General features: G+C 61.8%; 13 protein-coding genes and 1 pseudogene. 11 read left to right on the top strand and 3 right to left on the bottom strand.

Translation table 11 applies throughout. The features are described 5' to 3' along the window. Positions 1–264 precede the first annotated feature (264 nt). Positions 265–1,233 carry an AraC family transcriptional regulator gene (locus P0D80_RS27005; RefSeq protein WP_408287888.1) on the top strand — a complete coding sequence of 323 codons (969 nt, stop codon included), beginning with the start codon at positions 265–267 and terminating at the stop codon, positions 1,231–1,233. Positions 1,234–1,292: 59 nt separating this feature from the next. Here P0D80_RS27005 and P0D80_RS27010 read toward each other — a convergent pair whose 3' ends face one another. Continuing rightward, positions 1,293–1,832 carry a DJ-1/PfpI family protein gene (locus P0D80_RS27010; protein WP_408287891.1) on the bottom strand — a complete coding sequence of 180 codons (540 nt, stop codon included), beginning with the start codon at positions 1,830–1,832 and terminating at the stop codon, positions 1,293–1,295. 315 nt (positions 1,833–2,147) lie between these two features. Here P0D80_RS27010 and P0D80_RS27015 point away from each other — a divergent pair, with 315 nt between their 5' ends. The 6 genes and pseudogenes from P0D80_RS27015 (at position 2,148) to P0D80_RS27040 (ending at position 9,966) form a co-directional block, all read left to right on the top strand. Next, positions 2,148–3,245 (top strand): enolase C-terminal domain-like protein, encoded by a 1,098-nt coding sequence (locus P0D80_RS27015; protein WP_408287893.1) that lies wholly within the window; start codon positions 2,148–2,150, stop codon positions 3,243–3,245. Positions 3,246–3,318: 73 nt separating this feature from the next. Further along, positions 3,319–4,722, top strand: coding sequence for an NAD-dependent succinate-semialdehyde dehydrogenase (locus P0D80_RS27020; RefSeq protein WP_408287895.1), 1,404 nt, complete (start codon positions 3,319–3,321; stop codon positions 4,720–4,722). Positions 4,723–4,749: 27 nt separating this feature from the next. Beyond that, positions 4,750–6,348 carry a benzoylformate decarboxylase gene (gene mdlC, locus P0D80_RS27025; RefSeq protein WP_408287897.1) on the top strand — a complete coding sequence of 533 codons (1,599 nt, stop codon included), beginning with the start codon at positions 4,750–4,752 and terminating at the stop codon, positions 6,346–6,348. 43 nt (positions 6,349–6,391) lie between these two features. Beyond that, positions 6,392–7,405, top strand: coding sequence for a zinc-binding alcohol dehydrogenase family protein (locus P0D80_RS27030; RefSeq protein ID WP_408287900.1), 1,014 nt, complete (start codon positions 6,392–6,394; stop codon positions 7,403–7,405). Positions 7,406–7,555: 150 nt separating this feature from the next. Continuing rightward, positions 7,556–8,683, top strand: coding sequence for an L-dopachrome tautomerase-related protein (locus P0D80_RS27035; RefSeq protein ID WP_408287902.1), 1,128 nt, complete (start codon positions 7,556–7,558; stop codon positions 8,681–8,683). Positions 8,684–8,981: 298 nt separating this feature from the next. Continuing rightward, positions 8,982–9,966 (top strand): annotated as a pseudogene (locus P0D80_RS27040) (zinc-dependent alcohol dehydrogenase family protein). 1,010 nt (positions 9,967–10,976) lie between these two features. Here P0D80_RS27040 and P0D80_RS27045 read toward each other — a convergent pair. Continuing rightward, positions 10,977–12,731 (bottom strand): site-specific integrase, encoded by a 1,755-nt coding sequence (locus tag P0D80_RS27045; RefSeq protein WP_408287905.1) that lies wholly within the window; start codon positions 12,729–12,731, stop codon positions 10,977–10,979. Positions 12,732–13,128: 397 nt separating this feature from the next. Here P0D80_RS27045 and P0D80_RS27050 point away from each other — a divergent pair, with 397 nt between their 5' ends. The 4 genes from P0D80_RS27050 to P0D80_RS27065 all read left to right on the top strand — a co-directional run bounded on the left by P0D80_RS27050 (position 13,129) and on the right by P0D80_RS27065 (position 15,584). Beyond that, positions 13,129–13,323, top strand: a complete 195-nt coding sequence (locus P0D80_RS27050) for a YlcI/YnfO family protein (protein WP_408181632.1) — start codon at positions 13,129–13,131, stop codon at positions 13,321–13,323. A 946-nt stretch (positions 13,324–14,269) separates the two neighbouring features. Beyond that, positions 14,270–14,548 carry an HU family DNA-binding protein gene (locus tag P0D80_RS27055; RefSeq protein ID WP_408287909.1) on the top strand — a complete coding sequence of 93 codons (279 nt, stop codon included), beginning with the start codon at positions 14,270–14,272 and terminating at the stop codon, positions 14,546–14,548. 201 nt (positions 14,549–14,749) lie between these two features. Next, complete coding sequence (locus P0D80_RS27060; RefSeq protein ID WP_408181629.1) at positions 14,750–14,956, top strand: hypothetical protein; 207 nt, start codon at positions 14,750–14,752, stop codon at positions 14,954–14,956. Positions 14,957–15,143: 187 nt separating this feature from the next. Further along, entirely contained in the window at positions 15,144–15,584 is a 441-nt protein-coding gene (locus tag P0D80_RS27065) for an SET domain-containing protein (RefSeq protein WP_408181628.1), read from the top strand. 834 nt (positions 15,585–16,418) lie between these two features. On the opposite strand, the gene P0D80_RS27070 is transcribed toward P0D80_RS27065, so the two are convergent. Beyond that, positions 16,419–17,396 (bottom strand): GlxA family transcriptional regulator, encoded by a 978-nt coding sequence (locus P0D80_RS27070; protein WP_408287914.1) that lies wholly within the window; start codon positions 17,394–17,396, stop codon positions 16,419–16,421. Between the last annotated feature and the right edge of the window lie 113 nt (positions 17,397–17,509).

Raw genomic sequence — 17,509 nt, forward strand, 5'->3', positions numbered from 1 at the left:
CACGATCGAATGTGCGGCACGAATCGGCGTGGACCGACTCGTGCATGTCGGCCGCACTCGTTTCACGACAATCCGCATATTTTCACAACTTCCAACAGCATCAATACCGCTTCTGCGATAGGCTTGATTACGCAAATGGCGTATCCGACGCGGGACCCGGCGAGAGCGATCGGCCGGACATCAGACCCGGCGCAAAGCGATTGGCGATGTCACGTGTTGCGCCTGGCTCGTGCGGTCCTTCTATCTTCTATGGATGTCAACGTCATGGATCCACTTTCCAATCCCGACCATCCGCCCGTGGGCGACATCGCGCGCGGTTTCGGCCGTCCGCCGGATGCGGGACGATCGCAACCGGTGTGGGTAGCAAAGGAGGAAGCGTGGCGTGTTCCGCGCGCTTCGGCTTCGTTGCCGATCGCCGACGCTGATCGCATCGAAGCGTCCCGTTGGACGCAGAACGGCGTTTTCACAGAACGCACGATCAGCCACAACGATCAGAACCGCTTCATCATCGGGATTCAGCTCGCGAGTACGTCGGTCGAGTTTCGCAATGCCGGACGTCTGGTGGTGGACGGACGTCTCGCGCCCGGCGCTTCGCATGTTTCCCGACCGGGCGAAGCCGCTTCCGTCACGCTTAGATCGGCATGCGATGTTATTCACCTCTATGTCGCGCACCATGTATTGAATCGTTATTGCGCGGAATTACTCGATGGTGGGGAGCTTGGCGACGACCAGATTCCAGGCAATAGCATTTTCTACGACCGCACGCTCGAGCAGCTGGGCCGGCTGCTTGCTAGCACGCATGACGAACATGAACCGGTCAACGGCTTGTACGTTGAAAGCCTGTCTCTGGCCATTCTGGCCCGGCTGTTTCCGCTACACGCAAGCAAGGAAAACTGCACCGTGCCGCGCTGGAGACTTCAGCGTGCGATGGACTACATCGAGGCCAATCTTGCCGACCCGATCCGTTTGTCCGATATCGCATCGAGCGTCGGTTTGACACGTATGCATTTCGCCAGGCAGTTTCGCGAGGCAACGGGCTTTACGCCACACAGGTATCTTCAGGAAAGGCGTCTGCAGCATGCACAGGAGTTGCTGCAGAAAACGGACATGAACATTCTGGACGTCGCGCTAAACAGTGGCTTTGCTTCTCACGCGCATTTCGCCACCGTTTTTAAACGACGTATGGGTGCAACGCCTAAAGACTGGCGCAGAAGATTGCTGTTCGGCGCGTGATGCGATGAGCGGCGTGCAGGCACGAATGCCGCACGCCGCTTTGGGGCCTGCTCCCGCGCTCACGCCGGGTGCACGTCGTGCCTTGCCGAAAGCGCCTGAATCACGGCCTCCGCGTATTCGCGCGCACCCATCGGGCCGTCGCCGGTCACGATATTTCCCACCGTGATCGCGTGATCGGATGCATAGGTGGCGCCATGCTTTTCAAGCTCGGTGATCATCATATCGGCGGGGTACGTCGTCGCGCGTATGCCCTGCAGCAAGCCGGCATAAGCGAGAGTCACTGCCCCGGCACAGATGGCCGTCACCAGCTTGTGCTTCTCATCGAACGCGCGAAGCATCGTTTGCAGCCCAGCGTTCTTCCATAGATGACTCACCGTGCCGCTACCGCCAATGACTGCGATTGCATCAAAGTCATTGGCATTGAGGTCTTCCAGGAGCGCTTCGGGCTGCGCCTTGCCGCCAAAGTCGCCGGTCACTTCATCCAGCACGGTCGAAAACAGTTTCGTTCTGATTCCCGCGTGTTTCCAGGCCGCCATTGGAACAAAGAGTTCTTCGTCGCGAAACTTGTCCTCGGGAATGACAACGGCGATAGCGCTCATGACTGGACTCCTCGATTGATCGGGTGGGTTGGCGTGAGCGGCATGGTTCCGGAAGCACGGGTTGGCGGCGCCCACCGCGGAATAAAAGCATCGTCCGCCGCCGTCGTCTTTCGCATCCGTATCGTTCTTGCCGTATCGACCTGCTGGCGTGACTCCGCCGCATCAGATCGCGGGATCGTGAAGCTGGCGGGTTCGGCATGCATGCGTTGCCAGTGCGAAATCTAAAGTGCTGCGCGCTCGCGAAAGAATCTGTCGTGCGAGATCGTCATGATCGACACATGTTGTTCCCGTTCACGCTGGATGTCCGGACCTACGATGAATAGTTCACTGACCCTGAAGAGTGTGAAAGTGCGTGCGGTCGTGGTGCCGCTGCGCCGCCCGGTGATTGCGGGAATCGGCCGCTTCGATCATTGGCCGATGATCCTCGTGGATGTCGAGACGCAAGGCGGTATCACCGGACACAGCTACATTGCGCCGTATCGTGCCGCGTCGGTGCCCGCCATCGTCACCGCGTTGCGTGACCTCGGCGATACGTTCAGAAACAGACCGCTTGCGCCCTTCGATCTGTTCGACGCGGCGATGAAAGCGCTCAATGTCGACGGCGTCACCGGCGTTTCGACGATCGCCGTTTCGGGTCTCGACATGGCGGTCTGGGATGCGCTCGCCAAAGCGGCGAATCTTCCTTTAGCGGTGTTTCTCGGCGGAACGCCGGGGCCGAACCGCGCATATAACAGCAACGGCTTGTGGCGGCACGACGTCGCGACGCTGGCCGACGAGGCGCGTCAACTGCAGGCCGACGGCGGCTTTCAGGCGATGAAGCTGCGGCTCGGGAATGTGCATCTGAAGGACGATCTGGCGGCGATTCGCGCCGTGCGCGAAGGCGTCGGCGCCGGAATCGACCTGATGGTGGACTTCAATCAGGCGCTCGGACTGGGCGATGCGATCCGCCGTTGCCACGAACTCGACGATCAGGGTCTTTACTGGATCGAAGAGCCGATCGCGTACGACAACGTTCGCGGCTACGTGCAACTTGCGCAGAAAGTACGGACGCCATTGCAGATCGGCGAGAACTTCTACGGCTCGCGCGATTTCTTCACCTTCCTGTCCGCCGGTGCTGTCCACTACGCGATGGCCGATCTGATGCGGATCGGCGGCGTCACGGGCTGGCTGCAGACCGCGCACGTTGCGGGCGCGGCGGGCGTGCAGTTGTCGAATCATCTGTATCCGGAGATCGCCGCGCACCTGCTCAGGGTGACGCCCACCGCTCATTGGCTGGAATGGGTCGATTGGGCCAATCCGATACTTGCCGACCCGCTGGAACCGCGCGACGGTCTGGTATGGACGCCCGATCGTCCCGGAATCGGCATGAGCTGGAACGAAAAAAACGTTTCGAAATACGAAGTGCCGGTCTAGCCGTGTGCGTGGCGGACGAGCCGCTCGCCAACCGCATCAGTCAGCGTTGCCAATGTCTGAAAGGAGAAAATTCATGGCCTATCAAACGATCAATCCCGCCACGGGCGAACTCGTCAAAACGTTTCCCGACATCACGGATTCCGAACTCGACAAGGTGGTGGATCGCGCGCAAGCGTGCTTCGAAACGTGGCGTCGGCGGCCGGTCGACGAACGCGCGCGAATCGTCCGCTCGGCCGCTGCGAAGTTGCGTGCGAATGCGCAGGAGTACGCGGGATATCTGACGGCCGAAATGGGCAAGCTGATCGCCGAGGCGCGCGCCGAGGTCCAGCTGTCCGCCGCGATCCTCGATTACTACGCCGACCGCGCGGCGCACTATCTGCGCCCTGTCGAGATCGACGGGGTGCCGGGCAACAGCATCGAGACGCACCCGCTCGGCATCATTCTTGGCGTCGAGCCGTGGAATTTTCCGTACTACCAGTTGGCGCGGGTGGCAGGTCCGCAACTGATGGTGGGTAACGTCGTCATCATCAAGCACGCGGGCAATGTGCCGCAGTCGGCGCTGGCGTTCGAGCGCCTGTTTCAGGACGTCGATGCACCGGAAGGCATCTACACGAACGTATTCGCGAACTTCGATCAGGTTGCGAGGCTGATCGACGATCCGCGTGTGCGGGGCGCGACGGTGACGGGCAGCGAGCGCGCGGGAGCGGCCGTCGCGGAACGCGCGGGCCGGGCGTTGAAGAAGTCGGTGATGGAGCTGGGCGGCAGCGATCCGCTGATCGTGCTCAAGGACGCGCCGCTGGAAGCGACGCTCGACAACGCGCTGTGGGGGCGCATGAACAACACCGGCCAGAGTTGCGTCGCGGCCAAGCGGGTGATCGTGATCGGCAAGGCGCGCGGGCGCCAGTTTCTCGATGGTCTCGTCGCGCGCATGAGCGCGCTGAAGCTGGGCGATCCAGCCGATCCGGCAACCACGCTCGGACCGGTGTCGTCCGAAAACGCGATGCGCGGGCTGCTGCATCAGATCGACGTCGTAAAACAGCATGGCGCGCGCGTCGCGTTGGGCGGCGGCCGGCCGGATCGTCCGGGCTTCTATGTCGAAGCGACGATCCTCACCGACATCGATGAACACAATCCGATCTACCGGCAGGAGCTGTTCGGCCCGGTCGTGTCTTTCTATGTCGTCGAGAGCGAGGCGCAAGCCATCGAACTGGCCAATGCCACGCCGTTCGGTCTGGGCGGCTCGGTATTCACAGCCGATCTCGAACACGGCCGGCGCGTGGCGGCACAGATCGAAAGCGGCATGGTGTTCGTCAATCATCCAACGTGGACCGCACCCGAATTGCCGTTCGGCGGCATCAAGAACTCTGGCTACGGGCGGGAACTGTCGGAGCTGGGTTTCGGAGAGTTTGTGAATCGCAAGCTTGTCAGCGTGACGCCCGCGGGTTCGCCGCCGCCCTCCGTCACGAATGCCGGTTGAACGGCTCATCTTTCTCAAGGAACCGCTATGACGACGACCGTACAACAGGCGTTTTTCGAAGTTGCGCGTCAACTGAAGCTGACCACGATTTTCGGCAACCCCGGCTCGACCGAAGAAACGCTGCTCAAGAATTTTCCATCCGATTTCCGCTATGTGCTGGCCTTGCAGGAAGCACCGGCTGTCGCGATGGCCGACGCCTACGCGCAGGCGTCGGGCGAAGCGGTACTGGTCAATCTGCACACGGCGGCGGGCATGGGCAACGCGCTCGGCAATATCGAAAGCGCGTGGTACAACCGCGCACCGCTGATTATCACGGCCGGCCAGCAGACCCGCGAGATGCTGCTGCTCGAACCGTACCTGACCAACACGCAGCCGCTGGCGATCGCCCAGCCGTTCGTCAAGTGGGCCTACGAGCCGGCCCGTCCGGAAGACGTTCCGGGCGCGTTGATGCGCGCTTATGCGATGGCGGTGCAGCCGCCTGCCGGACCGGTGTTTCTCTCGATTCCCATGGATGATGTCGACAAGGCGTGTCCGGCCGTGCCAGTCATCCGTTCGGTGAGCCGCAGGCTGGGCGCGGATCCCGCCAGTCTCGCGCCCGTCATCGACGCGCTGTCGCGGGCGCGCTCGCCGGTGCTGGTAATCGGCGGCGCAGTCGATCAGAGCGGCGGCTGGGACGATGCGGTGGCGCTCGCCGAGCGTCTGCGCTGCAAGGTCTGGGCGGCGCCGGCCGAAGGCCGTCCCGGCTTTCCCGAAACGCATCCGTCCTATCAGGGCGTGCTGACGAGCGCGATCGGACCGCTCGGCAAACAGCTCGCGGGGCACGACGTGATCGTTGTGATCGGCGCGCCAGTGTTCCGCTATTACCCGTACGTTCCCGGCGATTTCATTCCGTCGGGTTCACGGCTGTTCCACATCACCGACGATCCCTCCGAAGCCGCGCGCGCTCCCGTCGGCGACAGTTTCCTGGCCGATCCCGGCCGCGCCTGCGCGGTATTGACCGAGCATCTGCCGAAGGCCGCACGCGAGGCGCCCGTTCCCGCCGCCAGGCTGCCGCTGCCGGAGATCGGCGAGCAGATCACGGCGGATTATCTGTATCACGCGATCAACGAAGTGCGGCCAGCGGACAGCATCATCGTGCAGGAATCGCTGTCCACGATGAAGCTGCTTCGCCAGCGCATTCCGACCGGCGCCCCGCGTTCGTTTTTCTCGATGTCGAGCGGCGTGCTGGGCTATGGCCTCGCGGCGGCGGTCGGCGTCGCGCTGGCGGAGCGCGACAACGGCGGCCAGCGGCAGATCATCGATATCGTCGGCGACGGCGCGGCCAACTACGTGATCCAGGCGCTGTGGACCGCGGTCCAGCATGCGCTGCCGATCCTGTTCGTCGTCCCTCGCAATGGTGCCTACAACATTCTGAAGGCGTTCGCCAATCAGCTCGATACGCCCGGGGTGCCCGGGCTCGATCTGCCCGGCCTCGATTTCGTGTCGCTCGCCAAAGGATACGGCGTGGCAGGCGAGCGGATCGACCGTCCATTAGACCTCGAAGCCGCGCTTCGCCGGGGCCTCGCGGCAGGTGCCCCGTACCTCCTCGAGGTGCATATCGATCCAGCGGTGCCGTCGCTGATCTAGCCGACGCCGGGCATACCGATGTCATGACGAGGAGGACTGACACATGAAAGCGATTGGTTACCGTGTTGCGGGTCCGACCAGCGCACCCGGCGCGCTGGTCGACTTCGATCTGCCCACGCCCGAGCCCGGCCCGCGCGATCTGCGGGTGGCAGTGCGGGCCGTCTCGGTCAATCCCGCCGACGTCAAGCTGCGCGCGACCCGCGCGCCTCCAACTGGTGGCATGGCGGTATTGGGATTCGACGCGGCGGGCGTGGTGGAGGCCGTGGGTCCGAACGTGACGCTCTTCAAGCCAGGGGACGATGTGTTCTACGCCGGCGCCATCGACAGGCCAGGCACCAACAGCGAATTCCATCTCGTCGACGAGCGGATCGTCGGGCGCAAGCCGGCGACGTTGTCGTTCGGTGAGTCGGCGGCGCTTCCGCTCACGTCGATCACCGCGTGGGAGTTGCTGTTCGACCGGTTGTCCGTCACGCAACATGCCGGCAAGCGCAACGCGGCGATCCTGATCATCAACGGTGCGGGCGGGGTCGGCTCGATCCTGACGCAGATCGCCAGCACGCTGACGGGTTTGACCGTGATCGCGACGGCGTCGAGGCCCGAGACCATCGCGTGGTGCCGGAAGATGGGCGCGCATCGTGTGATCGATCATCACAAGCCGCTGAAAGCTGGGTTGCAGGACATCGGCATCGAGCAGGTTCAATACGTTGCCAGCCTGACGGCCACCGACCGGCATCTGCCGGGCATCGCCGAAATCATCGCGCCGCAGGGAAAAATCGCGCTGATCGACGACCCTGCGGCGCTCGACATCGTGAGTCTCAAGCTCAAATGCGTGTCGGTGCATTGGGAACTGATGTTCACGCGGCCACTGTTCCACACGGTGGACATGATCGAACAGCATCGCCTGCTGAACCGCGTCGCCGATCTCGTCGACTCGGGCGTGCTGCGAACGACGCTGACCGAGGACGCGGGTCCGATCAATGCGAAGAATCTGCTGCGCGTTCACGCGCGCGTCGAGGGCGGCCGGTCGATCGGCAAGACGGTTCTGACGGGCTTCTAGAACGGCAGCGTTGCGCGGCGGCGCAAGTGCGGCGCATCATGTAAGGCGATAACCGTGATCGCCTGGAGAGTGTCGCGGTCCAACCCGGCAGAAGCGGTGCGCGCGGCGAAAGCCCGCTGTCCGCGCCATCGGTCAAGCAAGGAGCACGATATGTCGAATCCAGCACATACCATCGCATCGGCAGGCGCGGCAAAGCTCGCCGCTGAAAGAACGATCGGGGAAATCGAGCCGGTCTTCGCCTTCTACGATGCGATGCCGACGGGCGTGACGGTTTCGCACGATGGCCGCATCTTCGTGAATTTCCCGCGTTGGGGCGACGATGTGCCTTTCACCGTCGGCGAATTGCGCGCAGGGAAGGTGGTGCCGTATCCCGACGCGGCGATCAACCGTTTCGACCCTAACCGGCCCGGCGAAACGCTCTGTAGTGTGCAAAGCGTGGTGGTCGATGCGGCCAACCGTCTGTGGATCCTCGACACGGCCGCGCCATCGTTTTCGCGCCCCGTGGATGGTGGTGCGAAGCTCGTCGCCGTCGATCTGACCGCGGACCGGGTGGTCAGGACGATCGTGCTGCCTGCCAGCGTTGTTTTGCCGACCACTTACGTCAACGATGTCCGCTTCGACCTGCGCAGCGGCACTGGCGGCGTAGCATACGTCACCGACTCGTCGGTGTCGGGACCAGGCGGAATCATCGTCGTCGATCTCGCGAGCGGTCACAGCTGGCGCAAGCTCTCGGGCCATCCTTCGACCTCGGCGGATCCCGCATTCGTTCCCGTGGTCGAGGGCGAACGGCTCGCCATTCGCAGCGAAGGAAACGCACCTTCGCCTTTCAGCGTGGCTTCGGATGGCATCGCGATATCCGCCGATGGCGCGACGCTGTTTTACTGTCCGCTGTCGAGCCGTCATCTCTTCTCGGTGCCGACGTCGCTGCTGCTCGATGAAACATCATCCGAAGCGGACGTGGCGAGCGCGGTCATCGACCTCGGCGAAAAGGGCGCGTCCGACGGTCTGGAAGCGGACGACCAGGGGCGGATTTACGCAGGCGACTACGAACGCAATGGCATTCGCCAGCGTGGTGCCGACGGCGAGTGGAAAACGATCGCGCACGATCCGAGAATCCTCTGGCCCGACACGCTTTCGGTCGCTAGCGACGGCTATCTCTACTTCACCGCGAATCAGCTCCACCGGCAAGCGCAGTTCCGCAACGGCGTCGACCAGCGGGAGAAACCGTATTCGCTGTTTCGCGTTCGGATCGATGGCGGACCCGTCAAGCTGATCTAGCCGGCGGCAACCATCACCGTTCGTAGACTACGCGAAAACAGAAAGAGCGAGCGTGTCCGCCGACTTATACAATTCCCGTTGACGGTTAGCGCCTGGTCCCTCGCAACCTTCGAGACTCGACTGACCGATACGCTCATACGTGCCGCTAGCGAATCGTCGGCCTGCGGGCCATTGAATTTTCATACACGATCCGTGGGGAAAAGTAATGCGGCGATATAAAGACGCGAAATCCCGGTCCTTGCCGCCTCGAAAATTCGCAACGTATCAGCTTGTTTCTTCCATCGGAAAGGAGATCATCATGACCATGCGGGCGCTCGTCATCAGCCGTTATAACGGTCCGCTCGAATTGACGGAAACATCGATGCCGGAGCCCGCACGGCCAGGTGCAGGTGCGCATTGCCGCGAGCGGCCTTAACCCGCTTGACACCAAAATACGCGCCGGAAGCGCAGCGCATGCGAACCATCCGCTGCCGCTGGTGTTAGGCATCGATATGGCCGGTGTTGTTGATGCCAATGAGCCCGGCGTCACCGCTTTCAAGGTGGGCGACGAGGAGTACGGGATGACACGCGGCGTTGGCGGAATTCAGGGCTCGCTGGCCGAGTACGCAGCAGTCGATGCGGACTTGCTCGCGATCAAACCGGCCAATCTCTCAATGCGCGAAGCTGCGGCACTGCCGCTCGCGTTTATCACGTCGTATTCCGGCATCGTTGATCGCGCGCATTTGCAGGCGGGGCAAACCGTGCTGGTACAAGGAGGAGCAGGCGGGGTCGGACATGTCTCGGTACAATTGGCACGCGCACTCGGCGCACAGGTCTATGCGACGACTAGTTCCCGCGACCATGATCTCGTTATGCGTCTAGGCGCTACGCCGATCGATTACCGGGCTCAGTCTGTCGAGCAGTACGTCGAATCAATCACGCAGGGCGTCGGCTTTGACCTGGTGGTAGACACTGTCGGCGGCCCGACGCTCGATGCTTCGTTCGCCGCAGTCAAGCATTTTGGCAATGTGGTCAGCGCGTTGGGTTGGGGTACGCACTCACTGGCTCCGCTGTCGTTTCGTGAAGCAACGTATTCAGGGGTGTTCACCCTTTATCCGCTCCTGACAGGCCAAGATCGCGCGCACCACGCGGAGATGCTGCGCGAAGCCACACGACTGGCGGAAGCCGGCAAGCTCACGTCGAATCTCGACCCTCGCCGGTTCGATCTAGGGTCTGCCGAACTTGCCTATGATGCCCTCACGAACGGCACAGCACGTGGGAAAATCGTGGTGGATGTCGCATGAGGGGGTGAGTTGACGTGGAACTTGGCCGGGTTTTTCGATTTTTTGCCCCAGCAGGGGGCCGCTATCCGGTGGATCCGACGGTCGTAGCCACGATGTGTGCCGCGCCAGGCGAATGCAGCAAGCTCTCACTGCTCGATCGACGGGTGGACGCAACCGGCAACAAGTTGCCCACCGATGTCGATGGCCGCCTGTCCCAGGCTCCCTGTGCCTCCGCGCACGACGAGGCGTTGTTCGGCCCTCAGTTCGGGTTCCGGTGACGACACGTCCACGAACGGTATAGGCTTCCGGCAGCGAGCAGAAGCGCGTATCGGCTGACGTCGTCGCCATGAGACAGCCGCTGCTTCAGATGCCGACTTCAACGACCGTTGTATCTTGGAAGCTGCCGTTCAAGTAACACCGGGACGAACGGCTGAAATGGGTCGAGAGTGTGAGTCCGTCGATAAGGAAAGCTGCCGCTGGATTGATCTAGGCCGCCAACGTCAGCAATCCGCCACATTGCCGACGAAGAACCCAGCCTGTCCCAATGGCGGCTCCGGCCGATGAGGGACCATTGACCTTCGACAAATGTCGCGGGTAGGTCCGAAGCGTGCTAACCCCGCTAAATCGGTCGCCGTTTGGATGAACATCCATTCCGCGACTAGCCGGTGACTCGTGCGATATGTAGGCCGTGACCTGCGGCTGCGCTAATCACGATCGCTTGATGCAACACCTGCGCTAACGATCAACGTTGTTGTTAACCTATTTCAATAACGCAACTAACCGTCAATTCACGGCGTGTCACCCTTGCCAATCAACTGCATGCTTTGCATGGGGACGGGGGCATTTTCCAGACGCGCTGTTCGATGAGCATGCTAGGGCGGCCGCGCATTCATGGACTGCGCGCATTGCCGTTACGCTCTGATACCCTGGCGACGACGGTATGACGTTCACCACGCGCCCCGGGCAGGTCGCCTCGATTATGTGCTCCCGAAAATCCTCACCGTTCGGATCCAACTGGTGCGGTACATCCCTCACGTACGCCGTCCAAAAGCCGCATCGAGCTGTCGTGCCCGCTTCACTTCGTCGCCCTGCAGATAGATCGAGGTCGTGGCGATCGATGCATGACGCAGGTTGTCGCGCACGGTCGTCAGCTCCGCACCGCGGGCGAGCGCGTGCGTCGCATGCGTATGCCGCATCCAGTGTGGACTGGCCCGCCGCAGCTTCTCTGCAAGCGGCGGGTGGTCGGCTTCCATCAGTCCGGCCGCCTGCATAAAAAACCTGCGCATCACGTACCACAGCCGCGCAGGGGTAATGCTGGCACTGTCTGTTTCGTCGCCCAGTCGGGCCAGCAGCGGAACCTTCGGCTGCCAGCGCGCAGGCGTCACTGGCAGGCCGCGTTGCAGCAGCGACTGTTCAAGCGCGTGCCGCGCGAGTGGCGGCAGCGCAACCTTGCCCGGCCGGCTGCCTTTGCCAATCAGCCGCAGCCAGTGATCGCCATTCGCATCGGTCAGCACGTCGCCCAGCGTTGCGCTGACCAGTTCGCCCGCGCGCAACCCGGTCGCGTACGCGAAATCAAGCACGAAGCGTAAGCGCTGCGCAGCGGTGGCTTCCCAGCCATACGACCATTCGAGTCCATCGGCGAGCGAGCGCACAATCTGCCATTCACCATCCGTGAAGCCGCGCGACGTGTCGAGGGGTGCCACCCGCGTGCGTCCACGAACCTTCACGCCGGCAAAGGGATTGGCCAGCACGTAACGTTGTTCGATCAGCCAGCGGAACAGGGCGCCGAGCACCGACAGCGCGTAGGCCGCCGAGCGCGCCGAGAGACTACGGGCAAACGGGCGCCAGTCAGGCGCGTGACGCGGGCGGGGTGGTCCGACCCAGCGGTTGCGTGGCGAGGGCGCGAGGATAAACGCACGGTAGGCGATCGCGTCTTCAGTAGTCAGCGACGAGAGCGCCCGGTGACGTTCGACGATTACCCAGAGAATCAGCCGCTCGGCCTCCTTGCGGTAGGCGCGTTGCGTGGTCGGCGCCTCGTGCAGCGAGAGCCAGGCCTGCACCGCCTCGTAATCGTTGTTTGCGTCGAGTGTGCAGGCGTTGCTCGGCGCACGGAACGTGCCGTCGGTACCGTCGACCCTGGGCGGAACGTGAATGGACTCCCACGGTGCGAGGACATTGTGGGGCGCGACATATCGCGCGTACACGGCGGTCCGCTGACTGGCGACCAGCGCACGGGCCCGCTCCGTGAGTTTGGGATAGGCGGCGAAGAATGCTTCGATCTGCCTTGCGGTGGCCGCACCGAGCCCCTCGACGGCATGCCACCATTGACGGCGACGCGGCACACGCACGGTGAGATCGGCGAGCGTCACGATGCCGTGGGCGCGCAGTACGCGCACGGCCCGCGGACGCAGCCACTGACCAATGTCGTCGGTGATCTGCGGTTGCGCATCGGCGAGACCGGGCAGCAGGGTGATCGCGTGCAGCACGGCGGTGCTTCGTTCGGTACGTTCGCTGGCCGGGTGGCTGAATAATGCGACGAGGTCGGGCCTGTGACGCTCATGCGCAAAGGCGGCGAGTCGCTGGCGGATCCGGCCGAGAATACCGCGCGCGCTTGCTCCAGGGACAAGTAGCGCGTGCGGCAGGTAGCGTTCGACCGTGTCGCGCGAGGACAGGCCCGCGTACCAGCCGCGCAGTGCGGCGAGCGCATCGGCGTCGGGCAATGACGATGTGGGTGCGATGTTTCTGGAGGAGGGCGTGCGGCGCCTCGGGGTGTGACGCGTTTTCATGAGTGTGAGTTTAGGACATAAACGGACCTATTGTGATAAGAAGGATTATCTCAATAGCACTGTTTTGAGGTGCGTTTCCGGCAGACGTATCTTTACAAATCGCCGGCGCGCACGTTAGAGAGGGGCGGGCGAATCCGCTCCGGCACACCGACGTAACTCGCTTACTCCGCCCGACGCCGGGATCGAAATGGGGTGGGCGACCCTATCTCCGTCGACGTAATGGCCCGCCCGATCGCGATCTTTTTTACCCCGCGTCACCCGTCCGACTGTGATAAAACAGCGCGCGAATGCGCCGTCGGCTACGCATGAGTCCATTCGGGAGTAGAGGTTGAGAAGGAAGTCAGGGAACGGGTCACAGGTCATCGCGCTACGCGTCGAGCCGACAATCGAACAGCGATTGAGACTGCTGGCGGAAACCACAGGGCGCAGCGAGTCGTTTTTTCTCAAGCAGTTGATCGAGAAGGGCATCCACGCGATGGAAGACGCCTGGCTGCCGCGGGAAGTGGTTGCGCAGGTCCGCAGCGGGAATCTACCCGCACAGCAGCATGGCACAACCTTTGATCTGTTCGACAATTCGATTCGTGACCGGTGAGCAGGGGCCGCAACGGATGCGTAATTATTGGTGCTTTAACGGCGTCTGCGGACACGGACACTGCGGTTTTTACGCGCTTTTTTACTCCTTCCCTCCGGCACCACCCGCTCCATCAAACTGGACGGCGCATAGCGGTCACGGCCGATCTCTGGCGCCGAAGAATCCGTACTGGCGACCGAACCGGTGTGATGGGGCGGGACGTCACGCGGCACGCCCGGTATGCCTAACAGAAGACGCGGAACACACGGAGCTCGGCTGACTGGGTTCCGCTGCGGCTTGCGCCGTTCGGACCGCGGAGCTTGAGGTCTGATCGGATAACCACGGATTTAAGCCATTAAATGCAGTTCTGATAGTTGGCAGTTATCAAAACTGCGCGGGTCTCCCAAGAATCGTTCACGCCGTGCCATGTATCCGGCGTTTATGGCCAGCGCGGACGACGTGACTTAATCGGCAGGGCGGATTCAGCGGGATCTAGCGTAAGTGTGTCGATGCACGGTGGCAGCCGGGTAGGGGAGGGCCAACGTTGCATGAGCAGTGACAAGCGGGGAGCGGAGGCCGTCGCAGCGGCAAGGTGACGAGCAGGTAGCGGTGCGGCTGACAATCGACTCGTTCATCACGAAGGCGATCATGAAAGATGGAGCCGTTCAACAAATTGGCCGCGGATCCTTGCCGCCTGGGAGCGCGCCGGGCGACGGCTTGAACCTTGGGCGGTACAGCAGGTACAGGCATTGCGGTCGTTGACCGTTCGCCCGTTCCCACTACGCTCGACGCACGATATTTCGCCCAGCCGATACTAACCGTCGGGCATCGGGACACGACTCAGATAAGCGGCCGGCGACGCGCGGCCAGTCGGGTGATGCGAAGCCGGGACTGGCAGATATTGCCTAATGCCCCGGCGATCGGGTAGGGTGGGCGACATCTTCACAACCAGAACAGGGATAAAACCATGAACAAGCAGGAACTGGTGGATGCAGTTGCCGCGAAGACTGGAGACAGCAAGGCCGCGACCGGTGAGGCGATCGACGCGGTGATCGCGACCATTACCGGTGAGCTGACGAAAGGAAAGACGGTGCAACTGATCGGCTTTGGTTCGCTTTCGACCGGTGCGCGTGCCGCACGGGTCGGACGCAATCCGGCGACCGGTGCCGAGATCCAGATCGCTGCCGCCAAGACAGTCAAGTTCACCGCGGGCAAGGCGTTCAAGGACGCGGTGAACGGCGCCTGAAACCACAGCCAAGCCATCGGACGCGGCTGCGAACGGCCTCCTGGTCGGATCGCCGCGACCTGTACGGCGACAGTCGCGTCGGAACACCGTGCTCAGGCTGCCGGTCTGGACTCAGGGCGGCTGGCCCTGTCGCATTTGCTGCGGGTTAGTGCGTTGTATCTCGGCCCCTCGCTTTTGCTGCCTATCTATATCGATACTCGCATGGAAAAGAAACATTCCCGGACACGGCGGCAGACCTCGTGCCCGACTATCGGTGCGTTGCTACGCTACCGGACCCGCATCGTGCGCGTCATCGCGGAAGCGCGTGGGCAGCGCGCGATGATCGAATCGCTCGACACGGCGGGCCGGACATTCGTGAGTACGGTGAAGTGGGCCAGCCTGCGCGAACTTGGCGCCCAACTATTCTGAATCTTGCCTGAATCGCGGGGAATCTGACGATCAACCTTCGCTGTCGCGACTCGAACCCTGCCCACGCCCCTGGATAGAGTGCCGCGCGCCAGGAGCTGGCGGTTGCGGCAACAAATTTTTCTTCCATCAGTAGACGCGGAAATTGGCCGCTTCATACTTGCGCAAAGACCACCGTCAGGGCAATAGAATGCGACGCGTCATCGTTCGGAGATCGCTGGTTCACGGCAAAGGTGTATTTGCGATGCGTCCGCTCGCAGCGGGCGAGCGCGTGCTCGAATATAAGGGCGAAATCACAGCGTGGCGGGACGCGTTACGTCGACACCGGCGTGAAGGCGTCACGGGACACACCTTCCTGTTCGGTCTGTCGGATGGCCGGGTCATCGACGGCAGTCGCGGCGGTAACAGTGCGCGGTGGCTGAATCACGCCTGCGCGCCGAACTGCGAGACCGTCGAGGATCAAGGGCGGATTTTCATCTACGCGCTCCGGCCAGTCGACGCAGGCGAAGAGCTCTTCATCGACTATCTGCTGGCAATCGACGATGCCGAAGACGAAGAGGCTCGCGCTCAGTATGCATGTGCTTGTGCGTCTGCCAGGTGCCGTCGGTCGATGCTGGCTGTCGCCGCGTGATGGGGAGCTAGGCAGGGCGGTGGCGTGAGCGACCGCCTGTCTGGAAGACCACGACCACATAGGGCAGTTGCTTCTCGACTGATCGAATGCCCACGTCCAATCGACGCAGGGATTTTTCGAGGAAAATTAAGCCCGTGCAACCGTTACGCAACTCTTGTCCCCACGCAAGATGGTGAGTTCACTATCGTATCCGATGAGACTCGAGCTTCTGGTGTCGGCCAGTTTCTGGCATTCGATCGTGTCACGGGGCGGATGCTGGAACGGCGCTTCACGCCGGTCGGTGGCCGGTCGTCAATCTGCAGGTCTCCGTGGACCTCATACATTGCACTGGCTCAGCTGAGGAGGCCGGGCCGCCGCCAAGCAAAGTTCATTCTTGTGACTCGCGTGCAAGGACGACCGCTGCCTCGACGCCGCCTTCCGTGATTTCCTCCGCGCGGGCAGCGTCTGGCACAGCGCACGCCAGCTGAAGGGTGCCCACCATGAGAGCAAAGATGCGGTTGCCCGACGACCCGCCGCTTTCAAATCTGCGTCTGGGAGTAATGCGGTCAACGTCGCAACGAAGCTTCGCAATCCATTCTCATAGGTTTGCTGTATGGACAACGAGTGCCTACCGAGTTCAGGAAGCAAAGCTGCCGAAGGACACCAGAAGGTTCATGTCGGCCCAATCGAACCAGGCATGACAACGAAGTCACGAGCGCGACGTGGGCGATGTTCCTCCTAGTCCACGAGCGAGACGCAGTCTGTCGCCGAACTTTGCTCGAGTTGCGGAGACCGCGCTCGATTTGTCACCCAAATGGGCGAGACGATCTGATGAGAAAATTATTCTTGAGACGATCATTTTGGCAATACGGAGGGTCGGAATTGACGTGGTGTCGACCCGGTCAACTTACGCATCAGACGACGGAGTGCAGTGGTGTCTCCGTACCCTATCTCTTCAGCAATCTGTTCGATCGTAAGATTGCCCGCTTCAAGCAACATGCGTGCTCTACTAATGCGGACATGTTGAAGCAGCGCTGAAGTACTTCGACCGGTCGCAACCTTTACATGTCGAGAGAGAGTTCGACTCGACATGCACAATTCAGTCGCGAGCCTTTCGATGCTTGGGGGATTTCGTAGTCGCGCCTCATATAGCGATACTAGCTTTCCAACCAATTCATTGCCATTTGCCAATGCGGCCGGAACAATAAATTGCGCCTGAGACCCGCGACCATCAATCAGCAGATTTCGGGATACCGCTTCTGCGAGCGTCGGATTAAATCTGGTACGCAAAAGATAAAGCATGACGTCGATCTGCGCAAATGCAGCCCCGCCCGTTACAATATTTTTATCTACGACCAGCAACCTGTCACCGTCGACCGTACACGTTGGCGCCATTTGTTGAAGCAGACCAGCGAACCACCATGTGGTGGTCACCCGCCGGTGATCGAGTAAGCCTGCCGCACGTAATAAAAAAACCGCCGAACACGACGCCGCGACCTCGCCACCTGCTCTTACGTGCTCTTGCAATGCATTAATCGTTCGCTTGGCATCCGGTTCATCAAATCGAGTCGTGACTTCCGCGACTGTCTGCAAGTCCAAACCGGGAATAATCCACACCGAACCGTCGTGACTTAACTTCTTAGGCAGCGGCGTTGCGCCCACGCTCACACCATTGCTCAATCTGACGAGTTTCCGGGTGGAATATATCCGCCACTGCGGTACAGCACACCCAACCTTCTTTGCGCAAGCCGCCGCGGTCGAAAGGATATCAAGGGTCATCGCGACGCTTGACGCGGACGCTCCGCGCAGAACTATGACCGAGAAATCAAACATGGCTGATACCGCCTGATAAGTGTCTGAACGGACACTGCTAGTTTGCGGTTTCTGGCAGTCAAATACAACCCTTACTAGCGGGAAACGAGAGGTATGCGACGAGGGTCGTGCGC

The sequence above is a fragment of the Paraburkholderia sp. RL17-373-BIF-A genome (assembly GCF_046030175.1).
Lineage (GTDB): Bacteria > Pseudomonadota > Gammaproteobacteria > Burkholderiales > Burkholderiaceae > Paraburkholderia.

Bases quoted from the DNA above. Each gene is read 5' to 3' on its own strand.
- P0D80_RS27005 (WP_408287888.1), top strand. From the start codon at position 265: ATGGATCCACTTTCCAATCCCGACCATCCGCCCGTGGGCGACATCGCG.
- P0D80_RS27010 (WP_408287891.1), bottom strand. From the start codon at position 1,832: ATGAGCGCTATCGCCGTTGTCATTCCCGAGGACAAGTTTCGCGACGAA.
- P0D80_RS27015 (WP_408287893.1), top strand. From the start codon at position 2,148: ATGAATAGTTCACTGACCCTGAAGAGTGTGAAAGTGCGTGCGGTCGTG.
- P0D80_RS27020 (WP_408287895.1), top strand. From the start codon at position 3,319: ATGGCCTATCAAACGATCAATCCCGCCACGGGCGAACTCGTCAAAACG.
- mdlC (WP_408287897.1), top strand. From the start codon at position 4,750: ATGACGACGACCGTACAACAGGCGTTTTTCGAAGTTGCGCGTCAACTG.
- P0D80_RS27030 (WP_408287900.1), top strand. From the start codon at position 6,392: ATGAAAGCGATTGGTTACCGTGTTGCGGGTCCGACCAGCGCACCCGGC.
- P0D80_RS27035 (WP_408287902.1), top strand. From the start codon at position 7,556: ATGTCGAATCCAGCACATACCATCGCATCGGCAGGCGCGGCAAAGCTC.
- P0D80_RS27045 (WP_408287905.1), bottom strand. From the start codon at position 12,731: ATGAAAACGCGTCACACCCCGAGGCGCCGCACGCCCTCCTCCAGAAAC.
- P0D80_RS27055 (WP_408287909.1), top strand. From the start codon at position 14,270: ATGAACAAGCAGGAACTGGTGGATGCAGTTGCCGCGAAGACTGGAGAC.
- P0D80_RS27060 (WP_408181629.1), top strand. From the start codon at position 14,750: ATGGAAAAGAAACATTCCCGGACACGGCGGCAGACCTCGTGCCCGACT.
- P0D80_RS27065 (WP_408181628.1), top strand. From the start codon at position 15,144: ATGCGACGCGTCATCGTTCGGAGATCGCTGGTTCACGGCAAAGGTGTA.
- P0D80_RS27070 (WP_408287914.1), bottom strand. From the start codon at position 17,396: ATGTTTGATTTCTCGGTCATAGTTCTGCGCGGAGCGTCCGCGTCAAGC.